The 22,931-nt window shown below is 74.2% G+C and carries 17 protein-coding genes, 1 pseudogene and 1 riboswitch; of the genes and pseudogenes, 7 read left to right on the top strand and 11 right to left on the bottom strand.

Features of this window, described 5'->3' with window-relative positions:
* Nucleotides 1-14: 14 nt before the first annotated feature.
* From BLS99_RS13855 to BLS99_RS13840, 4 genes are all read right to left on the bottom strand, one after another.
* A complete protein-coding gene (locus tag BLS99_RS13855; RefSeq protein WP_091050493.1) occupies nt 15-1,121 on the bottom strand; it encodes a globin domain-containing protein in 1,107 nt (368 codons plus the stop codon).
* 4 nt (nt 1,122-1,125) lie between these two features.
* Complete coding sequence (locus BLS99_RS13850; protein WP_091050491.1) at nt 1,126-1,509, bottom strand: group I truncated hemoglobin; 384 nt, start codon at nt 1,507-1,509, stop codon at nt 1,126-1,128.
* Between the two features lie 182 nt (nt 1,510-1,691).
* Nucleotides 1,692-5,066 (bottom strand): DUF4132 domain-containing protein, encoded by a 3,375-nt coding sequence (locus tag BLS99_RS13845; protein ID WP_091050489.1) that lies wholly within the window; start codon nt 5,064-5,066, stop codon nt 1,692-1,694.
* Nucleotides 5,067-5,142: 76 nt separating this feature from the next.
* The gene (locus BLS99_RS13840) at nt 5,143-5,697 is read right to left on the bottom strand and encodes a TetR/AcrR family transcriptional regulator (protein ID WP_176953359.1); all 555 of its coding nucleotides are present in this window, start codon (nt 5,695-5,697) and stop codon (nt 5,143-5,145) included.
* A gap of 37 nt (nt 5,698-5,734) precedes the next feature.
* Here BLS99_RS13840 and BLS99_RS13835 point away from each other — a divergent pair, with 37 nt between their 5' ends.
* Entirely contained in the window at nt 5,735-6,091 is a 357-nt protein-coding gene (locus BLS99_RS13835; RefSeq protein WP_091050484.1) for a DoxX family protein, read from the top strand.
* Between the two features lie 27 nt (nt 6,092-6,118).
* Here BLS99_RS13835 and BLS99_RS13830 read toward each other — a convergent pair whose 3' ends face one another.
* From BLS99_RS13830 to BLS99_RS13820, 3 genes are read right to left on the bottom strand one after another with little or no spacing between them, the layout of a single operon-like run.
* Nucleotides 6,119-6,961: a maleylpyruvate isomerase family mycothiol-dependent enzyme gene (locus BLS99_RS13830; RefSeq protein WP_091050482.1), complete on the bottom strand. Its 843-nt coding sequence runs from the start codon at nt 6,959-6,961 to the stop codon at nt 6,119-6,121.
* A 41-nt stretch (nt 6,962-7,002) separates the two neighbouring features.
* A complete protein-coding gene (locus BLS99_RS13825) occupies nt 7,003-7,629 on the bottom strand; it encodes an NADPH-dependent F420 reductase (protein WP_091050479.1) in 627 nt (208 codons plus the stop codon).
* Nucleotides 7,629-8,681 (bottom strand): LLM class flavin-dependent oxidoreductase, encoded by a 1,053-nt coding sequence (locus BLS99_RS13820; RefSeq protein ID WP_091050475.1) that lies wholly within the window; start codon nt 8,679-8,681, stop codon nt 7,629-7,631. The genes BLS99_RS13825 and BLS99_RS13820 overlap by 1 nt, the downstream gene beginning before the upstream one ends.
* A 215-nt stretch (nt 8,682-8,896) precedes the next feature.
* Between BLS99_RS13820 and BLS99_RS13815 the strand changes: the two are divergent.
* Nucleotides 8,897-9,871, top strand: a pseudogene (locus tag BLS99_RS13815) (pirin family protein).
* A gap of 1 nt (nt 9,872) precedes the next feature.
* Here the strand turns inward: BLS99_RS13815 and BLS99_RS13810 are convergent.
* Nucleotides 9,873-10,355, bottom strand: a complete 483-nt coding sequence (locus tag BLS99_RS13810; protein ID WP_091050472.1) for a MarR family winged helix-turn-helix transcriptional regulator — start codon at nt 10,353-10,355, stop codon at nt 9,873-9,875.
* Nucleotides 10,356-10,500: 145 nt separating this feature from the next.
* Nucleotides 10,501-10,567: riboswitch (guanidine-III (ykkC-III) riboswitch) on the top strand.
* A gap of 14 nt (nt 10,568-10,581) precedes the next feature.
* Here BLS99_RS13810 and BLS99_RS13805 point away from each other — a divergent pair.
* Nucleotides 10,582-10,896 carry a DMT family transporter gene (locus BLS99_RS13805; RefSeq protein ID WP_091050469.1) on the top strand — a complete coding sequence of 105 codons (315 nt, stop codon included), beginning with the start codon at nt 10,582-10,584 and terminating at the stop codon, nt 10,894-10,896.
* Nucleotide 10,897: 1 nt separating this feature from the next.
* Complete coding sequence (locus BLS99_RS13800; protein ID WP_091050465.1) at nt 10,898-11,260, top strand: DMT family transporter; 363 nt, start codon at nt 10,898-10,900, stop codon at nt 11,258-11,260.
* Here BLS99_RS13800 and BLS99_RS13795 read toward each other — a convergent pair.
* Nucleotides 11,226-12,191: an ArsR/SmtB family transcription factor gene (locus tag BLS99_RS13795; RefSeq protein WP_218126490.1), complete on the bottom strand. Its 966-nt coding sequence runs from the start codon at nt 12,189-12,191 to the stop codon at nt 11,226-11,228. The two genes, BLS99_RS13800 and BLS99_RS13795, sit on opposite strands and share 35 nt — an antisense overlap.
* Nucleotides 12,192-12,266: 75 nt before the next feature.
* On the opposite strand from BLS99_RS13795, the gene BLS99_RS13790 reads away from it, so the two are divergent.
* Nucleotides 12,267-13,493: an MFS transporter gene (locus BLS99_RS13790; RefSeq protein ID WP_176953358.1), complete on the top strand. Its 1,227-nt coding sequence runs from the start codon at nt 12,267-12,269 to the stop codon at nt 13,491-13,493.
* A 150-nt stretch (nt 13,494-13,643) separates the two neighbouring features.
* On the opposite strand, the gene BLS99_RS26625 is transcribed toward BLS99_RS13790, so the two are convergent.
* A complete protein-coding gene (locus tag BLS99_RS26625) occupies nt 13,644-14,435 on the bottom strand; it encodes a YflT domain-containing protein (RefSeq protein WP_218126489.1) in 792 nt (263 codons plus the stop codon).
* A gap of 172 nt (nt 14,436-14,607) precedes the next feature.
* Between BLS99_RS26625 and BLS99_RS13780 the strand changes: the two genes are divergently transcribed.
* Nucleotides 14,608-15,060, top strand: coding sequence for a universal stress protein (locus BLS99_RS13780; RefSeq protein ID WP_218126488.1), 453 nt, complete (start codon nt 14,608-14,610; stop codon nt 15,058-15,060).
* Nucleotides 15,061-15,085: 25 nt separating this feature from the next.
* On the opposite strand, the gene BLS99_RS26245 is transcribed toward BLS99_RS13780, so the two are convergent.
* Complete coding sequence (locus BLS99_RS26245; protein WP_176953357.1) at nt 15,086-15,691, bottom strand: ribosomal protein L7/L12; 606 nt, start codon at nt 15,689-15,691, stop codon at nt 15,086-15,088.
* Between the two features lie 196 nt (nt 15,692-15,887).
* On the opposite strand from BLS99_RS26245, the gene BLS99_RS13770 reads away from it, so the two are divergent.
* Entirely contained in the window at nt 15,888-22,850 is a 6,963-nt protein-coding gene (locus BLS99_RS13770; RefSeq protein WP_176953356.1) for a DUF5979 domain-containing protein, read from the top strand.
* Nucleotides 22,851-22,931: the final 81 nt, after the last annotated feature.

The raw sequence follows: 22,931 nt of genomic DNA, 5'->3' as shown, positions 1-22,931 counted from the left end.
TGGAACGTCCTCTCTCACGCGCCCGAGGGCTCGAAGTAGATGGCCTCCGACCGGACGCCGGCGCCGACCAGGATCTTCCTGCTCGACTCCACCATCCCGAAGGGTCCGCACAGGTAGATGTCGGCGCCGATGCAGCGCCCGTGGGACACCGCGAGCTCCGCCGGGGAGCCGATGCGGACGCCGGAGCCCCACATGTCCTCGTCGACGCACGGGACGAATTCGAGCCACTCGTACCGGGCGGCGAGGGCGTTGAGCTGGTCGACGCAGTACATGCCCGCGGGGCTGCGCGTGCCCCAGTACAGGCTGGTCGGCCGCGGGGCGGCGGCGAGCTGCTCGACGAGGGCCTTGAGCGGGGCGACGCCGGTGCCGCCCGCGATGAGGGCGACCGGGCCCGAGCCCGGGCGCAGTGTCAGCCCGGAGCCGGTGGCGGGACCGACCCGGAGCGTGTCGCCGACGCGGAGCAGGGAGACCAGCGCGGTCGAGACCTCGCCGCCGTCGATGGAGCGGACGTGGAGTTCGATCGTGCCGTCGGGCCGGGGCGCGTTCGCGGGGGAGTACTGGCGCCACACCCGCGGCCGCAGGCTCGTGCACAGCGAGACCGACTGGCCGGGAAGGTAGTCCAGCCGCGTCCCCGGGGCGAGGGTGATGACGGCGGTCTCCAGGTCGCGGCGCTCGTGGCCGATGACCTCGGCGTCCCACCACGGGGGCGTGTAGTGGGCGGCGGCGTCGGCGGCGTCGGCCATGGTGGCGGCGACGAGTTCGTAGGCCGCGACCCAGTCGGCGGCGATGGCGGGCGTCCAGTGGGGGCCGCTGAAGTGCTCCAGGGTGGCGACGAGGGCTTCGCCGACGGCCGGGTAGTGGCCGCGCAGCGCGCCGAACTTGCGGTGGTCGCGGCCGAGCGCCTGGAGGGTGGGGACGACCGCGTCGATGGTGTCGACATTGCTGACCACCGCCCCGAGCGCGTTCACGAGCTTGTCGCGCTGCGCGGCCATGTTCATGGGGAACAGGTCGCGCGTCTCGGGGTGGGTGAGGAACAGGGTCGAGTAGAAGTACAGCGGGACCTGATCGCCGTGGGCGGCGACCAGGCTCCAGTTCTTCTTCAACCGGTCGGCGTCGATCATGCGCCTAGACGTCCGCCCCGATGACGTCGGGGGCGACGGATTCGAGGACCTTCACGACGTGGTCGACGATGTCCTGCGGGACACCGAGTTCGTGGAGGACGGCGACGAGGTGGGCGCCGACGGCGGCGTACTGGGCGGGGGTGATCCCCATGCCCCGGTGGGCCTCGGCGAGCTCGCGGCCCTCGTAGGACTTGGGGCCTTCGAGGACCTGGGAGATGAGGGCGACCTGGTGGCGCTTGAGGACGTGGAGGTCGGTGTCCTTGAAGAAGCCGGCGAGGTCTTCGTCGGCGAGGAGGCGCTTGTAGAAGCGCTCGACGGCCTCGGTGACGGCGGGGGCGCCGCCGATCCGGTCATAGGGGGACACCGGCTGCTCTTCGGCTGCATTCATGGGTCAGTCATCCTTAAGCGTGATATGCGATACGCGCCAGAGCCTACCCATGATGCCACCCAAGATCCATAGTGCTACTCATGTTTTCGCCATTTCCCTTGTTGCGATAGTAAATCGTAAGTGGACGATCACCGTTCGCATTCGAAACGCCTTCGCTCCGTCTCCCGTCCGGTCGCTCGCGGTCACCTTCCGGTGAGCCGGGCGAGGGTCCCGAGCACCTCCGAGGCGGTCACCGCGTCGGTCCCGACCGGGTGCCCGTGCGGCGCCCCGGGCCCGTAGTCCGCGGTGTCGCTCAGGTACGCCGCGCGGACGGTCTGGTCCGGTTGGGCGGTGTCGATCCGGCCGAGGTAGCCGTCCACGCCCGGGTCGAGGGCGAGCACGACGAACCCGCCCGCGGGGAGCGGCAGGTGGAGGCCGGGGGAGACCCAGAGCCCGTTCTGCGGCCCCTGGCGCCAGCCCGCCGCGGTGAGGGGGAAGAGCCGCGTCACCGGGAACGAGGCGCCCTCGAAGCGCGCGAGCCGGCCGGTCGCCAGCTCCTCCTCGGTGAAGGCGTGGACGGGGCGCGAGAGCTGCGGGAACGGTTGCAGCAGCTCGTAGTCAGCAAAGATTTCGACCCACGCGTCCAGGTCCGCGAGGGTCGCGGGGTGCGCGATGCGGACGAGCGTGCCGTTGGGCGGCGCGAACGCGTCGTCCTCGACCCCCGCGAACGTGCTGTCCTCGGCCAGCCGGAAGCCCGCCCGCATCTCGCCGGTCCCGGTCTCCCACGCCGCCTCCCACACGAGGCGGCGCGCGAGGTGGTGCATGAGCGGGTGGTCGGCGAAGAACTCGCCGAACTGCGGCACCGTCCAGGAGCGCTGCGCGGCCATCGCCCGCTCCAGGCGCCGCACCTGCTCCTTGGCCGCGGTCCGCAGGTCCTTCTTGAGCTGCGAGAACCGCTGGTACGCGGGGTCGGCGAGCTCCCGGTCGTCCTGCGCACCGGGCTTGGGCAGGCTCTTGAGCGGCTTGCCGGTCTCGTCGGTCGCGAAGGGCTGCAGGCGCTCGTCGAAGCCGACGGTGAACCGGCGGGTCCCGTAGTCGACGAGGAGGCCCGACGCTCCCTCGGCGTCGGAGCCGAGGCCGAAGTCGGGGACGAGCCGGTCGGCGAGCTGGTCCGGAGTGAGCCCCAGGCGCTCGGCGACGGCCTCGATCTGGCGCCCGGCCTCCTGTTTGAGCGCCTTGAAGTCGACCTTCCGGGAGATCGCGTGGAGCGCGCGCAGCGCGGTCTCCGATCCGATGGCGCCCAGCACTTCCAGGCCGGTGACGGCCCGCTTGTGCTGGCCCTGGCCGGGCCAGCGGCGGACGAGGGCGGCGAGGTCGGCGACCGTGGTGTCGTTGGCGAAGTGCGCGAGCTGCGTGAACGCCCACCCGTCCTTCGCGGCCGAACCGGAGTCCGTCCACCGCTCGAACAGCGCCCGCGAGAACGCCGCGAGCGAGCCGGGGTCGCAGACCTCGGCCGCGACCGCCGCACCGGGGTAGGGGAGTCCGGGGGAGTCGATGGCGAGGACCGTGGTCAGGTGCACGACCGACGCCTCCGGGAGCGCCGTCGTCCGTCCCTTGAGGAGCACCTGCGGGAGCAGGGCCGGCACGGCCCAGGCCGGGGGCTTGGGGATCTTCGCGTCGAGGGGGTCGAGCGGGTCGGCCGCGATGAGCGCGCCGATCGCGGTCGCGGCCGCCTCGCCGTACGGCTCGGCAGCGGCCGCAACGGATTCGGCGCCCCGCACGGCGGCGAGGTACCGCAGCGCGACCGTCGCGGCGCGGCGCCGGCCCGCGTCGGCGCCGACCGCGTCCGGGACGAGCAGGTGCGCCGCCGCCTCGGCGTGCCGGGCGAACCAGCGTTTGGCGTGCGGCACGGCCGACTTGGTCCGCGCGAGCCGGTCGGCGGCGATCCGGGCCGCCGCGAGGCTCCGGATCGGCAGGAGCGCCTGGGTGAAGGTGCTGCGGCCCTGGACGATCGCGGTGACCCGGTCGGCGGCCTCCGCGCCGAACCGGCCGAGGATCCGCTGGAGTTCGACCAGGTCCGTGTGCGGCACCCCGCCGTCCCAGCGGGCGACCAGCGGCGCGGCGTCCTCGACCCGCGCCCAGGCGAGGAGCGAGGTCGGATCGCCGAAGCGGCCGTACTTCTCCAGGGCCGCGACGGCCCGCCGCACGCCCTCCGCGTTGTACGAGGTGTACGGGCGGTCGTCGAGGAGCGTCGCCCAGCGCCGCGCCTCCTCGTCGTCCTCCCAGACCATCCGCACCGCAGGGTCCGGCGCGACGAGGTCGATCACGGGCCGGGTCGCCTTGGCCCGCCTGCCCGCCCACGGCGGGGTGACGAGGAGGCCCGGCAGCGCCTCGGGCGCCGCGTCGGGGACGCGCGCGGTCGCGAGCGCCGCGACCGCGGTCCGGACCGCCTCGTCGGCGTCGCCGAGCGCGGCCGTGAGCGCTGGGGAGGCGTCCACCAGTCCTTCGAGGCGCTTGCGGGTCGCGGGGTCGGCGTCGGCGGCGCGGGCCGCGACGGCGCGGAGCGTGCGCTGCGGGAACCGCGCGGCGGTCTCCATCGCGGCGGTGAGCGCGCCGGGCAGGTCGAGCCGGTCGATGAGGGCCGCCGCGGCGGCGTCGTCGGGCAGCAGCCCGATCGCGGTCAGCAGGGCCGCCCTCGCGGGCTTCGCCATCCGGTCGAACTGCCGGTCGAGGAGGTCCACGAGGATCGCGAGCGCGCCGGCGCCGACGCCCTCGACCAGCGGGGCGAGGCCGCGCTCGTCCACGGTGCCGAAGCCGCGGCGCTTGGCGAGGTGCAGGTCTCGGGGGTCGGCGGTGAGGGTCCAGAGCATCCAGTCGTCGGCGCGGCGGTGCTCGAAGTAGCCGGTGATCGCGTCGACGGCCTCCTCGACCCACGCGGCCTCAGAGGGCATGAGGAGCGCCGATCCGATGCACCGCTGGGGATCGGTGCGCCGCGCGCCGACCGCGGCGACGGCGTTCCGGTACTCCTCCTCGGTGGCCGCCGCGAGGAGCGCGCGGATCCGGTGCAGCGCGGGCTGGGCGGCCCGCCAGCCCGTGGCCTCCTCCCATTCGACGTACCGGCTCAGGTGGGCCTCGGTGATGCGGCGCTCGTCGGTGGCGTAGGACCAGTTGAAGACGGTCGCGGACTCCAGGACGGCGACGGCCGCGAACGCGAGGCCGTGGTCGGCCGCCCAGGCGTCGAGGTGCCGCAGCCGGGCCTGCGGCTCGACGGTCTTCTTGCCGTTGCTGTCGATCACGTGCATGAGCGCGGCGGCGCCGACCGGGTCGGGGCGCCCGGCGAGGTGCGCGGTCATGGCCTGGGCGAACGCGTCGCCGTCGCGCTTGGCGATGCCGGTCTCGACGAGCGGGCGGACCGCGGCGATCCGCGCGGCGACCGCCGCGGAGGCGCCCGGGTCGGCCTCGCCGCCGGGGTTCGCGTTCGCGAGGTCGCGGTCGCGGCGGGGCAGGACGTGCCGGCGCCATCTCGCCGGGAGGACGAGGCGGTCTTCGTTCGGCGCGGCGGGGGAGGGCTCGGTCATGCGGGGAAGCCTAGAGCGGCCCTCCGACACGCCGCGGGCCGGTCGTCCACGTCGGACACGTTGCGCGCCTAGGGGATCACCGACCGTCCGGGTCGACTCCGGGGGCGAGTTCGGCGAGGAGCGCGAACACGTCGCGGATCTCGCCGGGCGTCGGCCGCGGGTGGACGGCGCTGACGCCGGCGACCACGAGGTGCGGCAGGAGCGCGGCGGCCCGCGACCGGGCGCTCGCACCGGACCGCTTCGCCCACAAACGCTCCAGCAGCGCCAGCCGGGCGGCGTCCAGGCGCTCCTGGACGGCGTGGGCGGCCGGGTCGCCGGTGCTCCAGGCGCGCACGGCCCGCTCCCGGTCGGCGTCGAGCACGTCGAGGACGCGGTCCGCGAGCATCCCGAAGGCCGCTTCCGGCGGTCCGTCCGCCGCCGCCCGTTCGAGGTCCGCGAGCGCGGCGGCCTGCTCGCGCTCGTGGCGTTCGAGCAGTGCCGCGCGGTAGTCCTCGGCGCCCTTGAAGTGGTGGTGGAAGGAGCCCTTGGTGAGTCCTAGGCGGGCGGCGAGGCGGTCGATGCGCAGGCCGGTGGCCCCCTGCTCGGTCAGGACGGCCATGCCTTCGTCGAGCCAGCGGTCGCGAGTCGTCATCGCGCCACCGTACCATACCGTATGGTACGGTCGAGGCATGAACGCTTTCCCCGACCCCCTCTGGCCGGTCCTGGTGCTGGCCTTCGTGTCCTTCGGCGACGCGCTGCTGTGCCTGCGGCCGGTCGCGTTCGTTGCGAAGTGCTTCGAGGACGTGCGCTTCCCGCGCCGCTGGTGGTGGGTCGCCGCCCCGCTCAAGTTCGCCGCCGCGGCCGGGCTCGTCGCCGGGATCTGGGTCCCCTACCTCGGTGCCCTCACCGCCGCCGCGGTCGTCCTCTACTTCCTGTCCGCCGTCGCGATGCACGTGCGGGCGCGCGACTTCGGCCGCAACCTCTTCCTCAACGCCGCCGGCATGCTCGCCCTGAGCGTCTTCACGCTCCTGTACTCCTTCGCCTGAGCCCCGGCGCCGCGAAGCGGTTGCGCCTCAGTAGACGATCGACACGATCCGGCAGGCCGCCTCCGCCAGTGCCCGGTCGCCCTCGATCCGGGCCCGCTCCAGCGCGGCCCCGGGCTCGATGCCGCGGGTGCACAGCCGCCAGGCGGTCTCGGCGTCCAGTTCCACCACCGCGGCGGACCGGCCCTCGGACCGGGCCAGGGTCCACCCGTCGTCTGCGGCCGTGGCGGTCCAGGTCCCGCCCGCCGGGCCCGCCACGCGCACCGTCACCTGCGTCCCCTGCGGCGCGGCGGTATCGCGCAAGGTGTGCGGGAGGGCCCGCATGAACGCGTCGAGGACCACCGACAGGAACCGGGGGTCGGGATCGGTTCCCAGCCCCGCCGCGTGCCGGATCTGCTGCCGGTGGGTCCACATCTCGGTGAGTTCCCGGGTCGCGTCGAGCCACATCGGCGACGGGTCCACCCCGGCCCAGGACACGCCCACCGCCGGAGCCTGGAGGTCCACCCCCGCGAAGTAGCGGGCGGTCTGCGCCCCGATGAGGTCGAGCGTGTCGGTCAAGGCGGCCGGGCTGACGCGCGCGAAGGCGTCGACCCACTCCTGGTTGATCCGGTGGATGAACGCCTCCAGCGTCTCGCCCTCCTCGAACGCGGGGCCTTCGCGGTGGCCGTCCCGGTTGCGCAGGCGGCCGTAGCAGTCGGCGAGCACGTGCGAGGCGAGGTCGCGCACCGTCCAGCCCGGTACGGCCTCGGCGCGCCAGTCGGCGGGCGCGAGGCCGCGCAGGGTCGCGATGAGCGCGGCGTGCTCGGGCGCGAAGAGCGGGCGGGGGTCGATGGGGGCGCCGAGCCGGGCCCACGGATCGTCGAGCGGAGTCATCCCGGCAGTCTCCCCCGGGAACCCGCGCCGCTCAACCGGTTTCAGGCCGCCGCGAGCAGTCCGCGCAGCTCCTCGGCCGTCACGTTCGCGCCGAAGACCGGGCTGCCCGGCTCCATGCGCACGCCCTCGGCGAGCGTCCCGGCGACCACGGGGTCGAAACCGAGGTCGTCGACGAGCCGCGCCGCGGCCGCCACATCGGCCTCGACGTCCCCGGCCACCGCGATGGCCTTGCGGCCCGGCGCGCCCGCGGGCCGCGCCTCGGCCTCCAGATCGTGGTAGCCCATGTGGTTGAACGCCTTGACGAACCGGTCGGCGCCCAGGAACGCGCGCACCGCCTCGCTCGACGTCTCGCCGGGGTCGAGGACGCGCTCGCGCGGGCCGTCGACCTCCCACCAGTGGTTCATGGCGTCGACCACCAGCCTCCCGGTGAGCGGCGGGATCCGCCGGAACTTGCCCAGCGGCAGCGCCAGGACCACGATGTCGGACTCGGCGGCCTCGGCGGCGGTGACCGCCTCGGCGCCGGGCGTCAGGACCTCGACGGTGAGCGCGATCTTCGCCGGGTCGCCCGACCCGGCGATGCGGACCCGGTACCCGGCCGCGACCGCGAGCCGGGCGAGCACGGTGCCCACCTTGCCGGCGCCGAGGATGCCGATCGTCTTCGCCTCCATCAGGACTCCTTCTCGGGGGCGTCGGCGAGGAGGTCGCGCACGAGCGGGATCACCTTGGTGCCGTACAGCTCCACGGCCCGCAGCCGCGCGGAGGCGGACATGGCGCCGCCCGCGGAGTAGATGAGGTCGAAGCGGCCGACGTCGAGCGCGCCGATCGCCTTGGCGATCCGGCGGGCCACGGTCTCGGGGGAGCCGATGTAGAGCGAGCCGTGCTCGACCTCGTGCTCGAACTCCTCGCGGCGCAGCGGCTGCCACCCGCGCAGCTTCCCGATGCGGTCGCGCACGACCTTGTACCCGGGGTAGAACAGCTCCTTCGCCTCCTCGTCGGTCTCGGCGATGAAACCGGGGGAGTGCAGGCCGACCGGGTACGCGGTGGTCCCGAGCTGGTCGGTGGCGCGGCGGTACAGGTCGACGTAGGGCGCGAAGCGCTCGGCGGGGCCGCCGATGACGGCGAGCATGAGCCGGAACCCGTACTGGGCGGTGCGCACGACCGACTGCGGGCTGCCGCCCACGCCGACCCAGGTGGGCAGGCGCCCGGACTCGGTCTTGGGGAACACGTCCTGGTCGACCAGGGTCGCCCGCTGCGTGCCGGTCCAGCTCACCGGCTTCTCGTCGAGGAGCTTGTGGAAGAGGTCGATCTTCTCCTCGAACAGGGCGTCGTAGTCGGCGAGGTCGTAGCCGAACAGCGGGAACGACTCGGTGAAGGAGCCGCGGCCGAGGATGATCTCGGCGCGTCCGTTCGAGAGCGCGTCGACGGTGGCGAAGCGCTGGAAGACGCGCACGGGGTCGTCGGAGCTGAGCACGGTCACGCCCGACGAGAGGCGGATGCGCTCGGTGCGGGTGGCGATGCCGGCCAGGACGGTCTCGGGGGAGGAGATCGCGAACTCGGGGCGGTGGTGCTCGCCGAGGGCCACGACGTCGATGCCGGCCTGGTCGGCCAGGACCGCCTCCTCGACGGTGGCGCGGATGGCCTCGGCGTAGGTCGTGACCCGGCCCTGGTCGTCGCGGGGCAGGTCGCCGAAGCTGTCGATGCCGAACTCGATGCCGTTCACGTGCGTCTCCTCGATCGCCCGGCCGGAGGCCGGAAACTGATTGACATGTCAATCGTAGGGCCCGGTCGATGATGCGTCAACCATTCGGCCCCGACTGCGGCGCGCGCCACCATGCGGGCCCCCGGCCGCCGAACCCGCCGGCCGCCGCCTCCGGCGGGCTATGCTCGGGGGCAGGTGAATGACATGACAACTACTTCCGATCGCAGGTGGTCGCAGTGAGCAACGTCGAAGCCGATCCCGAAGAGGTGCAATGCGCACCGGTCGGCCCCGCCCCCGGCGTCGAAGTCCTGGAGGCGCGCGAGGTGCCCCTGGGCGGCCCCCGGGCGATGCAGGTGCGGCGCACGCTGCCCCAGCGCGCCCGGACCCTCATCGGCGCCTGGTGCTTCGCCGACCACTACGGCCCGGTCGCGGTCGCCTCCGCCGCCGGGATGGACGTCCCGCCCCACCCGCACACCGGGCTCCAGACCGTGAGCTGGCTCTTCGCCGGCGAGGTCGAGCACCGCGACAGCCTGGGCACCCACGCGTACATCCGCCCCGGCGAGATGAACCTGATGACCGGCGGCCTGGGCATCGCCCACTCCGAGGTCTCCACCCCCGGCACCGTGGTCCTGCACGGCGTCCAGCTCTGGGTCGCCCTCCCCGAGGCCGACCGCCGCGCCCCCCGCGACTTCCAGCACCACGTGCCCGAACCCGTGCGCGCCGGCGGCGCCGAGATCCGGGTCTTCCTGGGCTCCCTCGCCGGGTCGGCCTCCCCGGTCCGCACGTTCACGCCGCTGCTGGGCGCCCAGATCGACCTCGACCCGCACGCGACCGCGGTCCTCGACGCCGACCCCGCGTACGAGCACGGCCTGCTCCTGGACGCCGGGGAGGCGACCCTGAACGGCACCGCGATCCGGCCCGCCGAACTCGGCTACACCGCGCCCGGTACCAGCACGCTCACCCTCGTGAACGAGGGCGACGCCCCGGTCCGGGCGATCCTGCTCGGCGGCCCGCCCTTCGGCGAGGAGATCGTCATGTAGTGGAACTTCATCGGCCGCAGCCACGACGACATCGTGGCCGCCCGCCAGGACTGGGAGTCCGCCTCCGACCGCTTCGGCGCCGTGGAGGGCTACCCCGGCCGCCGCCTGCCCGCGCCGGCCCTGCCGAACGCGGTCATCATGCCGCGGCGCAACCCGCCGCCGCGCACCTGAGCTACGACCCGTCCGCCTTGAGCGCGTCGAGGTGGCCGCGCAGCGTCTCGGCCACGTCCCGCGCGGCGGCGAGCTGCGCCGGGGTGAGCGCGTCGAGGAACAGCTCCCGGATGGCGTGGAAGTGCGGCACGCTCGACCGGCGCAGGGCGGTGCGGCCCTCGTCGGTGAGCACGGCCTGGGCGCCGCGGTTGTCGCCCGCGGCGGCCTCGCGCCGGATGAGCCCGCGCTTCTCCATGCGCCCCAGGTGGTGCGAGAGGCGGCTGCGCTCCCAGCCGATCGCGTCCGCGAGGTGCGAGGACCGCATCCGCCGGTCGGGAGCCTCGCTCAGTTCCAGCAGCACCCGGTAGTCCCCGGCCGAGATCCCGCTGTCGGCCTGGAGCCGCCCGGCGAGCGTCGCGCGCAGCTCGTCGGTGGTCTCGACGAACACGCGCCAGCTGTCGAGCTCCGTGCGGGTGAGCGCGGTCCCGCCCTGCCGCTGTGCCATGGGGGCCTCCTGTCGGCGGCGCCGGCCGCACCGTGATGAATGACGTGTCAACTACCGTAGCGCCCGGCGGATGACGCGTCAACCGGTCCGGGCGGTGTGACGCGTCTGCCCCTTGCCTTTCGCCCGGACCCGGCTAGCATCGGAGGCGGGACCCGGCGATCGGGTCCGCGGACGAGGGAGCTGTACCCGCACCACGACAAGACGGCCGCGAAACGAGGCTGTCGCCATGGCATGGGCCGTTCTGATCGCCGCGGGGACGATGGAGGCCGTCTGGGCCGCCGCCCTCGCCGCCTCCCAGGGCTTCAAGAAGCCGAAGCCCACCGTCCTCTTCTTCATCGCGCTCGTGTTGAGCATGGCCGGGCTCGCCTGGGCGATGCTCTCGCTGCCCGCCGGGACCGCGTACGCGGTCTGGGTCGGCGTCGGCGCCTCGCTCACCCTCGTGTGGGGCTTCGCCACCGGCCAGGAGCGGTTCACGCTCGCGCGCTCGCTCCTGCTGCTCCTCCTCATCGGCTCCGTGGTGGGCCTCAAGACGGTGAGCTGACATGCCGTGGATCGTCCTGCTCGCCAGCGCCGTCCTGGAGGCGGTATGGGCCACCGCCCTGGGGAAGTCCGCAGGCCTGTCCGCGCCCGGGCCCGCCGCGGTCTTCCTCGTCGCCCTGGCGGCCAGCATGATCGGCCTCGGGTGGGCCGTCCGGCACCTCCCGCTCGGGACGGCCTACGCCGTCTGGGTGGGTGTGGGCGCGGCCCTGACCGTCGCCTACGCGATGGCCACGGGCGCCGAGGACGTCTCGGCCGGGAAGGTCGTGTTCCTGTCCGGGATCATCGCCGCCGTCATCGGCCTCAAGCTCGTCGCCCACGAGCCGCGCGAGGTCACCGCGCCGCCTCCAGCAGCGCCTCCGCGGTGACCGTGCGGGCGTAGAGGACGCGCCGCCCCGCCCGGTGGCGCGTCACCAGGCCCGCCTTCAGCAGGAGCTGGAGCTGCTGCGAGGCCCCGCCGGGGCTGATCCCGCAGCGGTCGGCGAGGTCGCCGGTGTCGGCGGGCTCGCCGAGCGCCGCGAGCAGGGAGGCCCTGGTCGCGCCCAGGACGCCCGCCAGCCCCGCCGCGGCCCGCGGCGTCTCGGCCCGCCAGAGCATCCCGAGGCCGCGCGGGCGGTAGCGGATCGTCGGCTGCCACGGCTCGGCGACCACCGAGTGGACGCGGTCGCCGCCGAACACGGTGGGCACCAGCAGGAGTCCGCGCCCGCCGAGGGCCTGGTCGATCGTCCAGCCCGGGGTGTCGATGCGGAGCGTCCCGGCCCCGTCCCAGGCCAGGTGCGGGGAGAGGTCGGCGAACAGGCGCCGCGCGCCGCCCTCGGCGAGCAGCGCCGCCCGGTACCGCAGGTCGTGCTCGCACAGGGTCCGGATGCGCGGCCACCAGGGCGCGAGCGCGGCCTCCCAGTACGCCTCGACCACCGCGGCCAGGCGTGCGAGCCCGGCGTCGGGGTCCTCGCGGAACCGCTCGATCGCGGGCGTGGTCGCGAGCATGTCGAGCCCGGAGCGGATCCGCTCGTAGCCGAGCGAGCGCATCGCGGCGAGCTCGGTGGCGATGTCGGGCGTCGAGGTCGACGGCGGCGGGGCGAGGAACGCCGGGAGGCCGCCCGACGCCGGGACGAGGTCGCGCAGCAGCCGCAGGTCGATGCGCCGCAACCGGTCCCGGACCGCGCCGACCCAGCGCCGGTGCAGGGCGTGCTCGTCAGGGGCGCGCAGGACGCGGACGCTCGCGGTCACCTCCCACAGCGGCGAGAGCGCGAACCGCGTGCTCGCGAGGTCGGCGACGGACAAGTGCAGCTCGATCACCCCTCGAATCTAGCCGCGGATTCAGCCACAGCGGAATCCATTGCCGCGCCGCCCGCGCGGAGCGACGCTCGGCCGGTGACCGCCACGACCGCCCCCGCCTCGGACCGCCTGAGCGACAACCGGGACTTCCGCCACCTGTTCACCGCCGCCGTCGCCGCGAAGCTCGGCACCTACCTGTCCTACCTGGCCGTGCCGCTCCTGGCGATCGAGGCGCTGGGCGCGAGCGCGGGCGAGGTCGGCACGCTCGCGGCCCTCGCCACGGCCGCGGCGCTCCTGTTCGGACTCCCGGCCGGGGCCTGGATCGACCGCGCCGACAAGCGCCGCCTCATGGTCGCCGCCGACCTGGCCCGCGCCGCGCTCCTCCTCAGCGTGCCCGCCGCCTGGTGGTTCGACGCGCTCACCATCTGGCAGCTCTACGCCGTGGTGTTCCTCGCGGGGGTCGGCACCACCGCGTTCGACATCGCCCACCAGTCCGTCCTGCCCGCCGTGGTCGACCGCGCGCACCTGACCGGCGCGAACGCCCGCCTCGTGGCCCTCGACTCGGGACTCGGCATCGGCGGCAACGGGGCCGCCGGGTTCCTGGTCTCGCTCATCGGGGCGCCGCTGGCGATCCTCGCCGACGCCGCCGGGTACGTCTGGTCGGCCGTGTTCGTCGCCCGCGTGCGCACCCCCGCGGCCCCGGCCGCGCCCCGGCGCCCCCTCGTCCGCGAGATCGCCGAAGGGGTCGGCCACGTCATGCGCGACCCGGCCCTGCGCGCCCTCGCCTTCGCAGGGGCCGTGAACAACTGCTCGATCCAGATGTTCCTCGTCATGCTCCCGCTCGTGTGGGTCGGCGCCGGCCTGCCCGCGTACGGCCTCGGCCTGCTGCTCGCCGCGGGCGCGGTCGGGGTCTTCGCAGGCGCGACCGCCGCCCGGCGGCTGCGCTCGCGCCTCGGCGCCGGGCGCGCGCTCTGGGCGGTCGGGGCCCTGGCCGCACCCGCCGCGCTGTGCCTGCCGCTGGTCGGACCCGGCTGGGGCGCATGGGTGGCGGCCGCGGCGTGGGCGTTCACCGGTTCGGTGATCGGCGTGGCCAACGTGGTCGGCATCAGCCTCCGCCAGCAGGTCACGCCCGACGCGCTCCTGGGCCGCATGAACTCGGTGTTCCGCTTCCTCCTCATGGGCGCGGTCGCGATCGGCGCCGCCGCGGCGGCCGCGGTGGGCGAACTCGCCTCGCCCGGGACGGCCATGTGGGTCGGCGCCGCGGGCATGGCCCTGCAATGGACGATCCTGTTCGCGGCCCGGCGGCACTTTCCAACCGTGTAGGGCCAATCCGTGTAGGGCCCAGCGGCCCAGGGCCCAAAGGTGCAGGGCCCGGCCGCTGATGGCACGCGAGAGGGCGGGAACCCCCGGGCTCCCGCCCTGGTCTCAAGGCCGCGACCGCTGCCGAGTCGCGTTTGCCGGCCGATACGACCGCTACACGATGCGTCGGCGTTCGGCGCGGTCCTCGGCGGCGGCCTCGGCCTCCGCCTGGTCCTCCGCCTCGCGGTGGGCCCGGCGGCGCCGGTCGCGGCGGCTCTCCTGCACGACCGCGTTCACTTCCTCGTCGTGGTCGACCCGGCTGCGCTTGTCGCGCCGGTCCTCGTTCACGGCGGTGTCGTCGTCGATGCCGCGGCGGTCCGCCTCGTCGGCGATGTCGCGCTTCTCGTCCACGGCCGCATCGGCGGTCTCATCGGCGGCGTCATCGGTCGTGCTCACCGGATCGCCCCCGCGACCGGGCCCGCCCTCGGCGTCGAGCAGGCGCCCCGCCTCGATGGCGTGGGCCGCGTCCACCAGCAGGTCGTAGCTGTCGGCCCGCAGCTCGCCAACCGACGAGAAGTCGCGCCGCCCGCCCGTGAGCGCATGGGCCGCCATGCCGATCAGCGCACCCGCCACCGCGCCGATAAGCGCGCCGTACAGGGCCAGGAGCAGCCCCGCGATGAGCGGGTCCACCCAGTTGAACAGCCCGAACAGCCAGCCGAAGAGCGCACCGAGCACCGCGCCCGAGATCGCGCTCTGACCCGCGGCCCGGCCCGTCGTGAGCCGCCCGGTGACCCGCTCCACGCTCGTGAGCCCCCGGCCCACGATCGCCGTGCGCTCCACCGGGAAGCGGTTGTCCGAGAGGTGGTCCACCGCCCGCTCGGCGTCGGCGTAGTCCCGGTAGGAACCCACCAGCACCTGCCCGCCGCCGGAGAATCCGGCGGTCGTCTGCCCGTCGCGTCGGCTCATCGCGCACCGTCCTTCTTGAGGTCGCTTGTGGTCGTTACCCGTTCGGGCTTCCCCTGGGGACGGCGCGGGAAACCCTCACCCCTCTGTACTGGCGATCGCCCCGACCGGACCGATACCGCCGCGACCTTCGGTAGCGTGGCGGGTACGCGAAGTGGTCGCGGGGGGAGCGGTGATGGAGCAGCAGGAACGGATCGTCGTCGGAGCCGACGGGTCGGAGGAGTCGGTGGAGGCCGTCCGCTGGGCGGTGCGCCAGGCGGCGCTCACCGGCGCGACGGTCCAGGTGGTCACCGCCTGGGAGGTGCCGATGGCCTACGGCGCGGGCATGATGATCATGCCCGACGAGGCCGAGTTCGACGCCGCCGCGAAGCAGGTCGCCGAGCAGACCGTCCGCGCGGCCGCAGCCGAGGACGGTCAGGTTCAGGTCGAGCGCACCACGGTCATGGGCCACCCGGCGCGCGTCCTCACCGAGGCCGCCGAAGGCGCCGCCCTCCTGGTTCTGGGAGGCCGCGGCCGCGGCGGGTTCAAAGGCATGCTGCTGGGCTCGGTGAGCCAGCACTGCGTCGCGAACGGGCCCTGCCCGGTCGTGGTCGTCAGGACCGCGACGGCGCCGACCGGCCCCCGGTGACCCGGGCAGCGACCATCAGCGGCGCCTAGGACCCGGTGACCCGCACCGTCGCACCCGCGGCGGTGAGCCTGGCCTGCGCTGCGGCCCCCGTCTCGGAGTCCACATCGGCGAGCACGGTCGAGGGCACCCGGTCGGTCAGCTGCTTCGCCTCCGCGAGCCCGAGGCCCGTGAGCATCCGGATCTCCTTGATCACCTGGATCTTCTTCGGCCCGGCGTCGTGCAGGACCACCGTGCACAGGCCCGGCGCCGGCGGCTCGGGCGGGCCGACCTCGGTGATCCGCACGGTGGCGCCCGCGGTCGCCAGCACCTGGTAGGCCGCGCTGGCCGAGGCGTGGTCGACCCGGTCGAGCACGATCGACGGCGCCCGGTCGGTGAGCCGCTTCGCCTCGGCGAGCCCGAGGCCGGTGATCGTGCGGATCTCCTTGATGACCTGGATCTGCCGGTCCCCGGTGCGGTCGAGCACGAGCGACCACTCCCCGCCGCGCACCTGCGCGGCGCTGAAGGCGCCGGTCGATCCGGCGATCCGCGACCGCCTCCGGTCGCTGCGGAGTCCGCCGACGACGGCGGCGATCGCCCCCGCCACGAGGATGACGGCCAGCGCCACCAGTGCGATGTCGGGGTCGCGGTCCACGGCGGGTCCTTTCAGGTCGGTTCCCGCGCCCCGGCTGCTCAGGGGCGAGACGGCCCAGCCTAGCCCCGGCCCGCCAGCGGGCGGGCGCGGCGAGCCCGAAGCACGATACGTCCTTATGCGACTACGCAGAGTGTTAGTGTCCCGAGGTCTGTGCGCTCCTGTCGGTGTGCACATCGGCCGGTCTACCGGAGGTCCCATGCGCTCGTTCGGACGGAAAACCGCGGCCGCGGTCCTCGCCCTCGCGACGGGGCTCGTCGTGCTGCTCGCACCGGCGGCTCCCGCGGCGGCGCAGCAGGACGGGTCGATGACCGTCACCAAGACCGCCTCCGCCGAGACCGTCCAGCCCGGCGAGACGTTCACGTACTCGATCGTCATCGGCTGCACCTCCTTCACGCCGACGTGCGCGAACGCCGAGCTCACCGACGTCATCCCCGCCGAGTTCACCGTCGTGGGCACGCCCCTGGTCACCGGCGCCGCCGGCAGCCCGGCGGTGGACGGCCAGACCGTGACGGTGGCGTTCACCGACGCCGGGGGCGACGGCACCCAGGGGTTGCTCGCCGGAGCGACCGCGACCGTCCAGATCCAGGTCCGCGTCGACCCCGACCTGCCGCACTCCGCCGACGGCATCCCGGTCCCCAACACCGCGACCGCGACCGCCGACAACGCCCCCGACGCCGACGACACCGCCGAGGTCACCCCGCAGGTCCCGCTCGAACTCGACGTCACCGCCGGCAAGTCCTTCGACCCGGACCAGGCCGTCGCGCGCCCCGGCACCGCCACCACCGCCACGATCACCGCCGCCGACGCCTCCAACGGCGACGTCGACTACCTGCGCGTCACCGACCCGACCGACCCCGCCGCCAGCCCGAACCCCTTCGACTACCTCGCCTTCACCGGCTTCGGCGACGTGGTCTTCCCCGACGGCGCCGACCAGGTCCTCGTCGAGGTCTGGGTCGACGGCGCCTGGGTCGCGGGCACGCCCGGGCCCGAGGCCGTCCTGCCCGCCGGCGTCGACCCCGACGACGTGCGCGGCGTGCGCCTCACCTTCACCGACTCCGGCGGCGACCCGCTCCCCGCCGGGGGCACCGCCGAGATCGGGCTCGAACTCGTCCAGCGCGACAACGTGTCCGACATCGACCGCCAGACGGTCGTGGACAACACCGCCACCGCCGAGACCGCCGCCGAAGGCGAGACCGCCACCGGCGACGCGAGCGCCGACTACACGCTGATCCCGCTCGACGTGACCGCCGGGGCCGGGAAGTCCTTCGACCCCGACCCGGTCGCCGCGGGCGACCCGTCCACGGTGACTCTCACCGGCACCAACGCCGGCACCCCGGTCGACACCATGACGATCACCGAGCCCGATCCGAGCACCGCCAACCCCTTCGAGAACGGCCTCACCTTCACCGGGTTCACCGACGGCGTTGTCTGGCCCTCCGGCGCCACCGCAGCCTCCATCACCTACACGTACGACGACGGCACCACCGAGACCTTCACGACCACCGAGGCCGACACCCTCCCCGCGCCCTCGGGCGGCAAGACCGTCACCGGGTTCACCGCGGTCTTCACCGGCGACATCGTCTCGGGCGCCCAGGCCACCCTCCCGTTCACCGTGGACACCGACCCCGACCAGGCCGAAGAGGAGCTCGTCCACGACAACCAGGTCCTGGTCGAGGTCGCCGAGGGCGACGACACCGGCTCGGCCACCGCCTCCGACTCCCTCACCACCCTCGCCGCCCGCCTCGCGGTCGACATCGGCAAGCGCATCAGCCCGGCCGAGATCAACTCGGTCCCCGGCGAGAAGGTCGTCGTCCAGCTCCCGGCCCAGATCGAGCCGTTCCCGGCCTCCACCACCGACGCCACCCACCTCGTCGTCCAGGACCCGTCCGCGGTCCCGCCGGATCCGGACCCCGACCCGTTCTGGAACTCGTTCAACGCCACCGCCATCACCCAGACCGCGATCCCCGCGGGCGCCACGCTCACCGTCTCCTACTGGAACGGCACCGAGTGGGTCGTCCTGCCCGGCGCCGAGGACCTGCAGGGCGCGGCCGTCGTCAACATCCCGATCCCGGCCGACCTCCAGGACCAGATCCAGGGCCTGAAGTTCGACTACTACGACCCGGACGGGTTCGCGCCCGGCACCTCGGTGTCCCCGAACTTCCAAGCGGCCCTGCGCGACCAGAAGCGCGACGGCTCCGGCCCCGCGGCCGGCTCCGACGAGTCCGTGACCGACTGCGCCTCCTCCTCGGCCTCCAACGGCGACGTCGCGGCCGACAGCGGCGACGCCTGCGCGAGCGTCGACCTCAACCCCGTCACGCCCGGCGAAGGCGACCTCATCGACAAGACCTTCCTCGAACCGACGCCCGGCGCCGGCAAGACCGTGACGGCCCGCTCCGGCGACGAGATCGACGCCGAACTCCACTGGTCCACCGGCGGCTACTCCGGCCTCGACCAGGTCGTCATCGCCGACGTCGCCTCGCCCGAGGCCACCGCCGTGGGCGACTCGTTCTTCAACGCCTTCGACCTTGTCGCGATCGACGCGATCAGCGCCGCCGACGACCCGTGGCTCACCTACGACGCCGTCGATCGCGTCGAACTGTGGAACGGCACCGCCTGGGTCCGCGCCGCCGGCGACCCCTGCCCGGACGCCTGCGACGGCGCCTTCCCCGGGTACACGCTCACCGCCGACGAGCAGGCGTCCACCTTGAGCGTCCGCCTCGTGTTCGTGGAGAGCCCCACCCGCGCCGACCGCATCGGCACCGACCCGACCCTCCCGCAGGTCGGCGACGGCGTCTCGCGATCCACCGGCAACGACCGCGCCCTGCGCCTCACCTTCCGCGTCCGCGACGAGGTCCGCGACCCGCAGGCCGACCCCGACCCCGTCCTCGGCTCCCGCGAGTACAACGTGCCCGGCAGCCCCGGCCTCGTCCACGACACCGCCAGCGCCACCGGCTCCACCGGCGGCACCCAGGTCGTGCGCGACGAGGACGGCGACGACGTCCTCATCATCGACGTCCCGCTCAACGTCGGCGTCACCAAGGACTGGGCCGGCGGCCCCCTCGGCATCCCGCCCACGGGCACCGACGCCGCGGCCTACCCCTCCGGGCGCGTGACCATCACCGCCGTCAACCGGACCGCGGCCATGGTGGACAGCCTCACCGTCGCCGACCCGGTCACCGGCGACCCGTTCGACGTCTTCGACCTCAAGCAGATCGTGTCCGTCACCGTCCCCGAAGGGACCGCGACCACCACCGTCACGCTCACGCTCGCCGACGGCTCCGCGCAGGCGTACACCGTGGACGAAGCGCTCGCGCTCACCGAGGCCGAACTCGCCGACGCCGTCGGCATCGCCGTCTCCCACGACGGCCGCATCGCCGCAGGCGCCACCGCCGGGCTCGTCCTCGACCTGCGCCTGCGCGCCACCCACCGCGACGGCGGCGCCCCCGTCACCACCGCCGACTCGCCGGTCGCCAACGACGTGCAGGCCAAGGTCGCCGACCTCGGCGGCACCGACGAGGACCAGCCGACCGCGACGGACGACGACACCATCGCCCTCACCGGGATCGACCTCACCGTCACCGCCGGGAAGTCCTTCGACCCCGCCCAGATCGTCGAGCCCTCCGACGGCCCGACCACGATGACCGTCACCGGACGCCCCGGCGGCACCACCCGGGCCAACCTCATGACGCTCACCGACGACGAGCCGCTGCTGTGGAACCAGTACGACTTCACCGGCTTCGGCGCCTTCGCCTTCGCCGCCCCGATCGACCGCGTCCAAGTGGACGCGTTCACCGGCGGCACCTTCACCGACACCGGCTCCGGCGTCGCCGTCACCGGCGGCGCCTGGACGAACGGGCGGCCCGCCACCGCGCTCGCGCTCCCGGACGGCGTGGCCGCGGGCGACGTGCAGGGCCTGCGGTTCACCTTCACCCGCGCCGACGGGAAGATCTGGGAGAACCCCGCCGACCCGCTCCAGGCCGTCAAGGTCCAGCTCCTGCGCCGCGACGACCTGCGCACCGGCGGCCCGGTCCAGACCGACCTCGCCGGCAACGACCCCGCGCCCGGCGAGACCGCCGCGGGCACCGCCACCAACAACCTCGACGTCCTCGCCCAAGGCGCCGTCATCGTGAACGGCGCCCCGGTCACCGCCACCGACACCGCCCAGGCCGCGATCCTGTACCGGCACGCCACCAACGCCGTCGAGGTCGTCAAGCTCGCGGACGGCGCGGTCGACGGCGGCGTCAAGGCGCCCTCGGCCACCGTCCCGTACACGCTGCGCGTCACCAACACCGGCAACCGCGCGATCGTCGACCCGGTCGTCACCGACGCGCTCCCGACCGACGCCACCGGAGCCCAGCTCGTGTGGGACCCCGAGGCCCACCCCGGCGGCGACGGCGCCTTCACCTACGCGCTCGCCGGGGCCGCGCCCGAACCGCCCAGCGGCACCGCCCTGCCCACCGACCCCGCCGACGTCACCACCGACATCACCGGGGACGTCGAGCGGATCGTCTTCACCTTCCCGCCCGGCTCGGTCCTCGAAGTCGGCCAGACCTACACGATCACCGTCCAGCTGACCGTCCGGCCCGGCGTCGCCGCCGGCTCGGTGGTCGCCAACACCGTCGGCGTCACCGGCGACCGGCCCTGGGACGACTGCACCGGCACCCTCGACCCGGCCACCGGCGAATGCCGCGCCACCGCGTCCGTGACGGTCTCCTCCGCAGCCTCGATCCGCGCGGTCAAGTCCGTCATGGCCGAGGACGACGAGCTCGGCGAGCTCTCCACCGACGCCGGCACCGACCCGGCCGACTGCACCCCGGACGCCGCCGGCTTCCACAAGTCGCCGTGCGTCCCGATCCTCAAGCCCGGCGGCGACCACTGGTGGCGCTTCGAGGGCACCAACACCGGCAACCTGCCCCTGAACCACGTCGTCGGCTTCGACGAGCTGCCGCAGCCCGGCGACACCGGCGCGATCAACCTGAACCAGCGCGGCTCCCAGTGGCGGCCCCTGTTCGAAGGGACCGCGCGCCTGACCACGCCCGTGCCGGCGGGGACCGTCCTGCGCCTGTCCTGGACCGACGAGATCGTGCGGTGCACCCGCACCGTGAACTGCCCCGACCAGTCGTGGACCCTGTTCCCGCAGCACGGCGGGCCCGCGTTCACCGACGAGATCCTCGACAGCATCGTCGCGCTCCGCTACGAGGCGTTCTTCCCCGAGGACAACCTCTTCGACCCGCTCGAGAAGATCGGGTTCGAGTTCCGCATGACCGCACCGGCGGCCTCGGAGACTCCCGGCCGCGACACCATCGCCTGGAACTCGGCGTCGGTCGGCGGCACCGCCACCGGCGGCGGGCAGAGCGTGGAGCTCCCTCTCACCGAGGGCGAGCGCGTCGGCGTCGCGCTGGCGACCGGCCACCTGTCGCTCACCAAGGAGGTCACCGGCGACGGCGCCGCGTACGCGCCCGAGACGTTCACCTTGCACCTGAAGTGCCGCTCGGCGGTCGGCACGCGCGTCGAGGCCGACGTGGACCTCGGCACCGACGCCGTCCAGACCCTGACCGCGGGGGAGACGATCACCGTCACCGACCTCCCGTACGGCGCGGAGTGCACCGTCACCGAGGACGGCGCGAACGGCGCCTCCTCCTTCACCGCCACCACCGTCGCGGTGACCCGCGACGACGAGGACCCGCTCCTCATCACGGCGGTGAACACCTACGACCTCGCCGGGCTCGTGGTCCGCAAGGACGTGCAGTCGAACGCGGTCGACCAGGACGGGAACCCGGTCACCTACGGGCCGTTCACCGTCGAGGTCTCCTGCACCTTCCTCGGCGAACCCGTCTACGCCGACGGCTACGGCCCCGACGACCCGATGACCGCCGAACTCGCCGACGGCGGCGCCGTCGAGTTCACCGGCCTGCCCGCGGGCGCGCAGTGCACCGTCACCGAGACCGACGAAAAGGGCGCCGACGTCGCGATCACCGTGGACGAGGGCGGGAACACGACCACCACGAACGGCACCAGCGCCGTGATCGACCTGGCCGCGGGCGCCGACGGCGCCGCCGTCAACATCGCGACCATGTCGAACACCTTCGGCACCGGCTCGCTGCGCCTCCTCAAGAAGGTCTTCGGCTCCGGCACCGGCCCGGTCACGCCCGGCCCGTTCACCATCGAGGTCACCTGCACGCTCGACGACGAGAGCGGCGAGCGCACCGTCTACGACGGCGCGATCGTCCTCGGCGGTACACAGCCGCTGGAGGCGACCGTTCCGAACCTGCCCGAAGGCGCGGTGTGCGGCGCGGAGGAGACCGCCACCGGCGGCGCGACCTTCACGGGCGTCCTGCCGCGGTCCGTGGTGATCGGCTCGGACACGACCGCGACCATGTACGCGGTGAACGTGCTCTCCTCCGGCTCGCTCCGGATCGTCAAGGAGGTCACCGGCGACGGCGCCGACCTGTACGGCGCGGGGCCCTTCACGGTGACGCTCGACTGCGTCTTCGACACCGGCCTGGAGACCATGCCCGTGGCCGTCCCCGGCGGCCCGGACCGCGAGTTCGGCCCGGACGAGCCCGCGGTCTACGAAGGACTGCCGACCGGCTCGGTCTGCACCGCGACCGAGTCGCAGACCGGCGGCGCGAGCGAGGTGACCGTCTCGGCCGACTCGGCGACGATCCCGTTCCGCGACGAGGCGGAACTGACCGTGACCAACCGGTTCGACACCGGCGGGCTCACGGTCCGGAAGCGCCTCGGCGGCGAGGGCGCCGGCGTCCACGGCGGCGACGAGTTCACGTTCGCGCTCGCGTGCACCCGGAACGTCGACGGCGAGTGGGTCGCGGTCGACATCCCGGGCGGCGCTGAGCGGACCGTGACCGGCGACGGGACAGCGTCCTACACGGACCTGCCCGCGGGGGCCCGCTGCGTGCTCGCCGAGCCCGGCGACGGCGGCGCCGACCGGACCGGGTTCACCGTGAACGGCGCGGACGGCCGCGAGCTCACCGTCGCCGCCTGCGAGGAGGACGCCTGCGACGCGGCGGTCGTCCTGAACACCTGGAACGGCCCGACGCTGGCGGCCACCGGCACCGACCTGCGGTACGCCGCGGGCGCGGTCCTGGTGCTCCTGGCCGGCGGTGCCGTCATGCTTCTGGGTTCGCGCCGCAGGAGCTGAGCCGCGGCGCCGGGGGCCGGGCCGACCGGCCCGGCCCCCGGCCCGGTTTCTCGCCTCTCTTCGCGACTGCCGGGCCCCGCC

It is taken from the genome of Glycomyces sambucus (genome assembly GCF_900102815.1).
In the GTDB taxonomy this organism is placed as follows: Bacteria; Actinomycetota; Actinomycetes; order Mycobacteriales; family Micromonosporaceae; genus Glycomyces; species Glycomyces sambucus.
This window is presented reverse-complemented; position numbering and strand designations above follow the sequence as displayed.

Bases quoted from the DNA above. Each gene is read 5' to 3' on its own strand.
- BLS99_RS26625 (WP_218126489.1), bottom strand. From the start codon at position 14,435: ATGAGCCGACGCGACGGGCAGACGACCGCCGGATTCTCCGGCGGCGGG.
- BLS99_RS13830 (WP_091050482.1), bottom strand. From the start codon at position 6,961: ATGACTCCGCTCGACGATCCGTGGGCCCGGCTCGGCGCCCCCATCGAC.
- BLS99_RS13805 (WP_091050469.1), top strand. From the start codon at position 10,582: ATGGCATGGGCCGTTCTGATCGCCGCGGGGACGATGGAGGCCGTCTGG.
- BLS99_RS13780 (WP_218126488.1), top strand. From the start codon at position 14,608: ATGGAGCAGCAGGAACGGATCGTCGTCGGAGCCGACGGGTCGGAGGAG.
- BLS99_RS13855 (WP_091050493.1), bottom strand. From the start codon at position 1,121: ATGATCGACGCCGACCGGTTGAAGAAGAACTGGAGCCTGGTCGCCGCC.
- BLS99_RS13770 (WP_176953356.1), top strand. From the start codon at position 15,888: ATGCGCTCGTTCGGACGGAAAACCGCGGCCGCGGTCCTCGCCCTCGCG.
- BLS99_RS13825 (WP_091050479.1), bottom strand. From the start codon at position 7,629: ATGGAGGCGAAGACGATCGGCATCCTCGGCGCCGGCAAGGTGGGCACC.
- BLS99_RS13850 (WP_091050491.1), bottom strand. From the start codon at position 1,509: ATGAATGCAGCCGAAGAGCAGCCGGTGTCCCCCTATGACCGGATCGGC.
- BLS99_RS13845 (WP_091050489.1), bottom strand. From the start codon at position 5,066: ATGACCGAGCCCTCCCCCGCCGCGCCGAACGAAGACCGCCTCGTCCTC.
- BLS99_RS13800 (WP_091050465.1), top strand. From the start codon at position 10,898: ATGCCGTGGATCGTCCTGCTCGCCAGCGCCGTCCTGGAGGCGGTATGG.
- BLS99_RS13840 (WP_176953359.1), bottom strand. From the start codon at position 5,697: ATGACGACTCGCGACCGCTGGCTCGACGAAGGCATGGCCGTCCTGACC.
- BLS99_RS13810 (WP_091050472.1), bottom strand. From the start codon at position 10,355: ATGGCACAGCGGCAGGGCGGGACCGCGCTCACCCGCACGGAGCTCGAC.
- BLS99_RS13835 (WP_091050484.1), top strand. From the start codon at position 5,735: ATGAACGCTTTCCCCGACCCCCTCTGGCCGGTCCTGGTGCTGGCCTTC.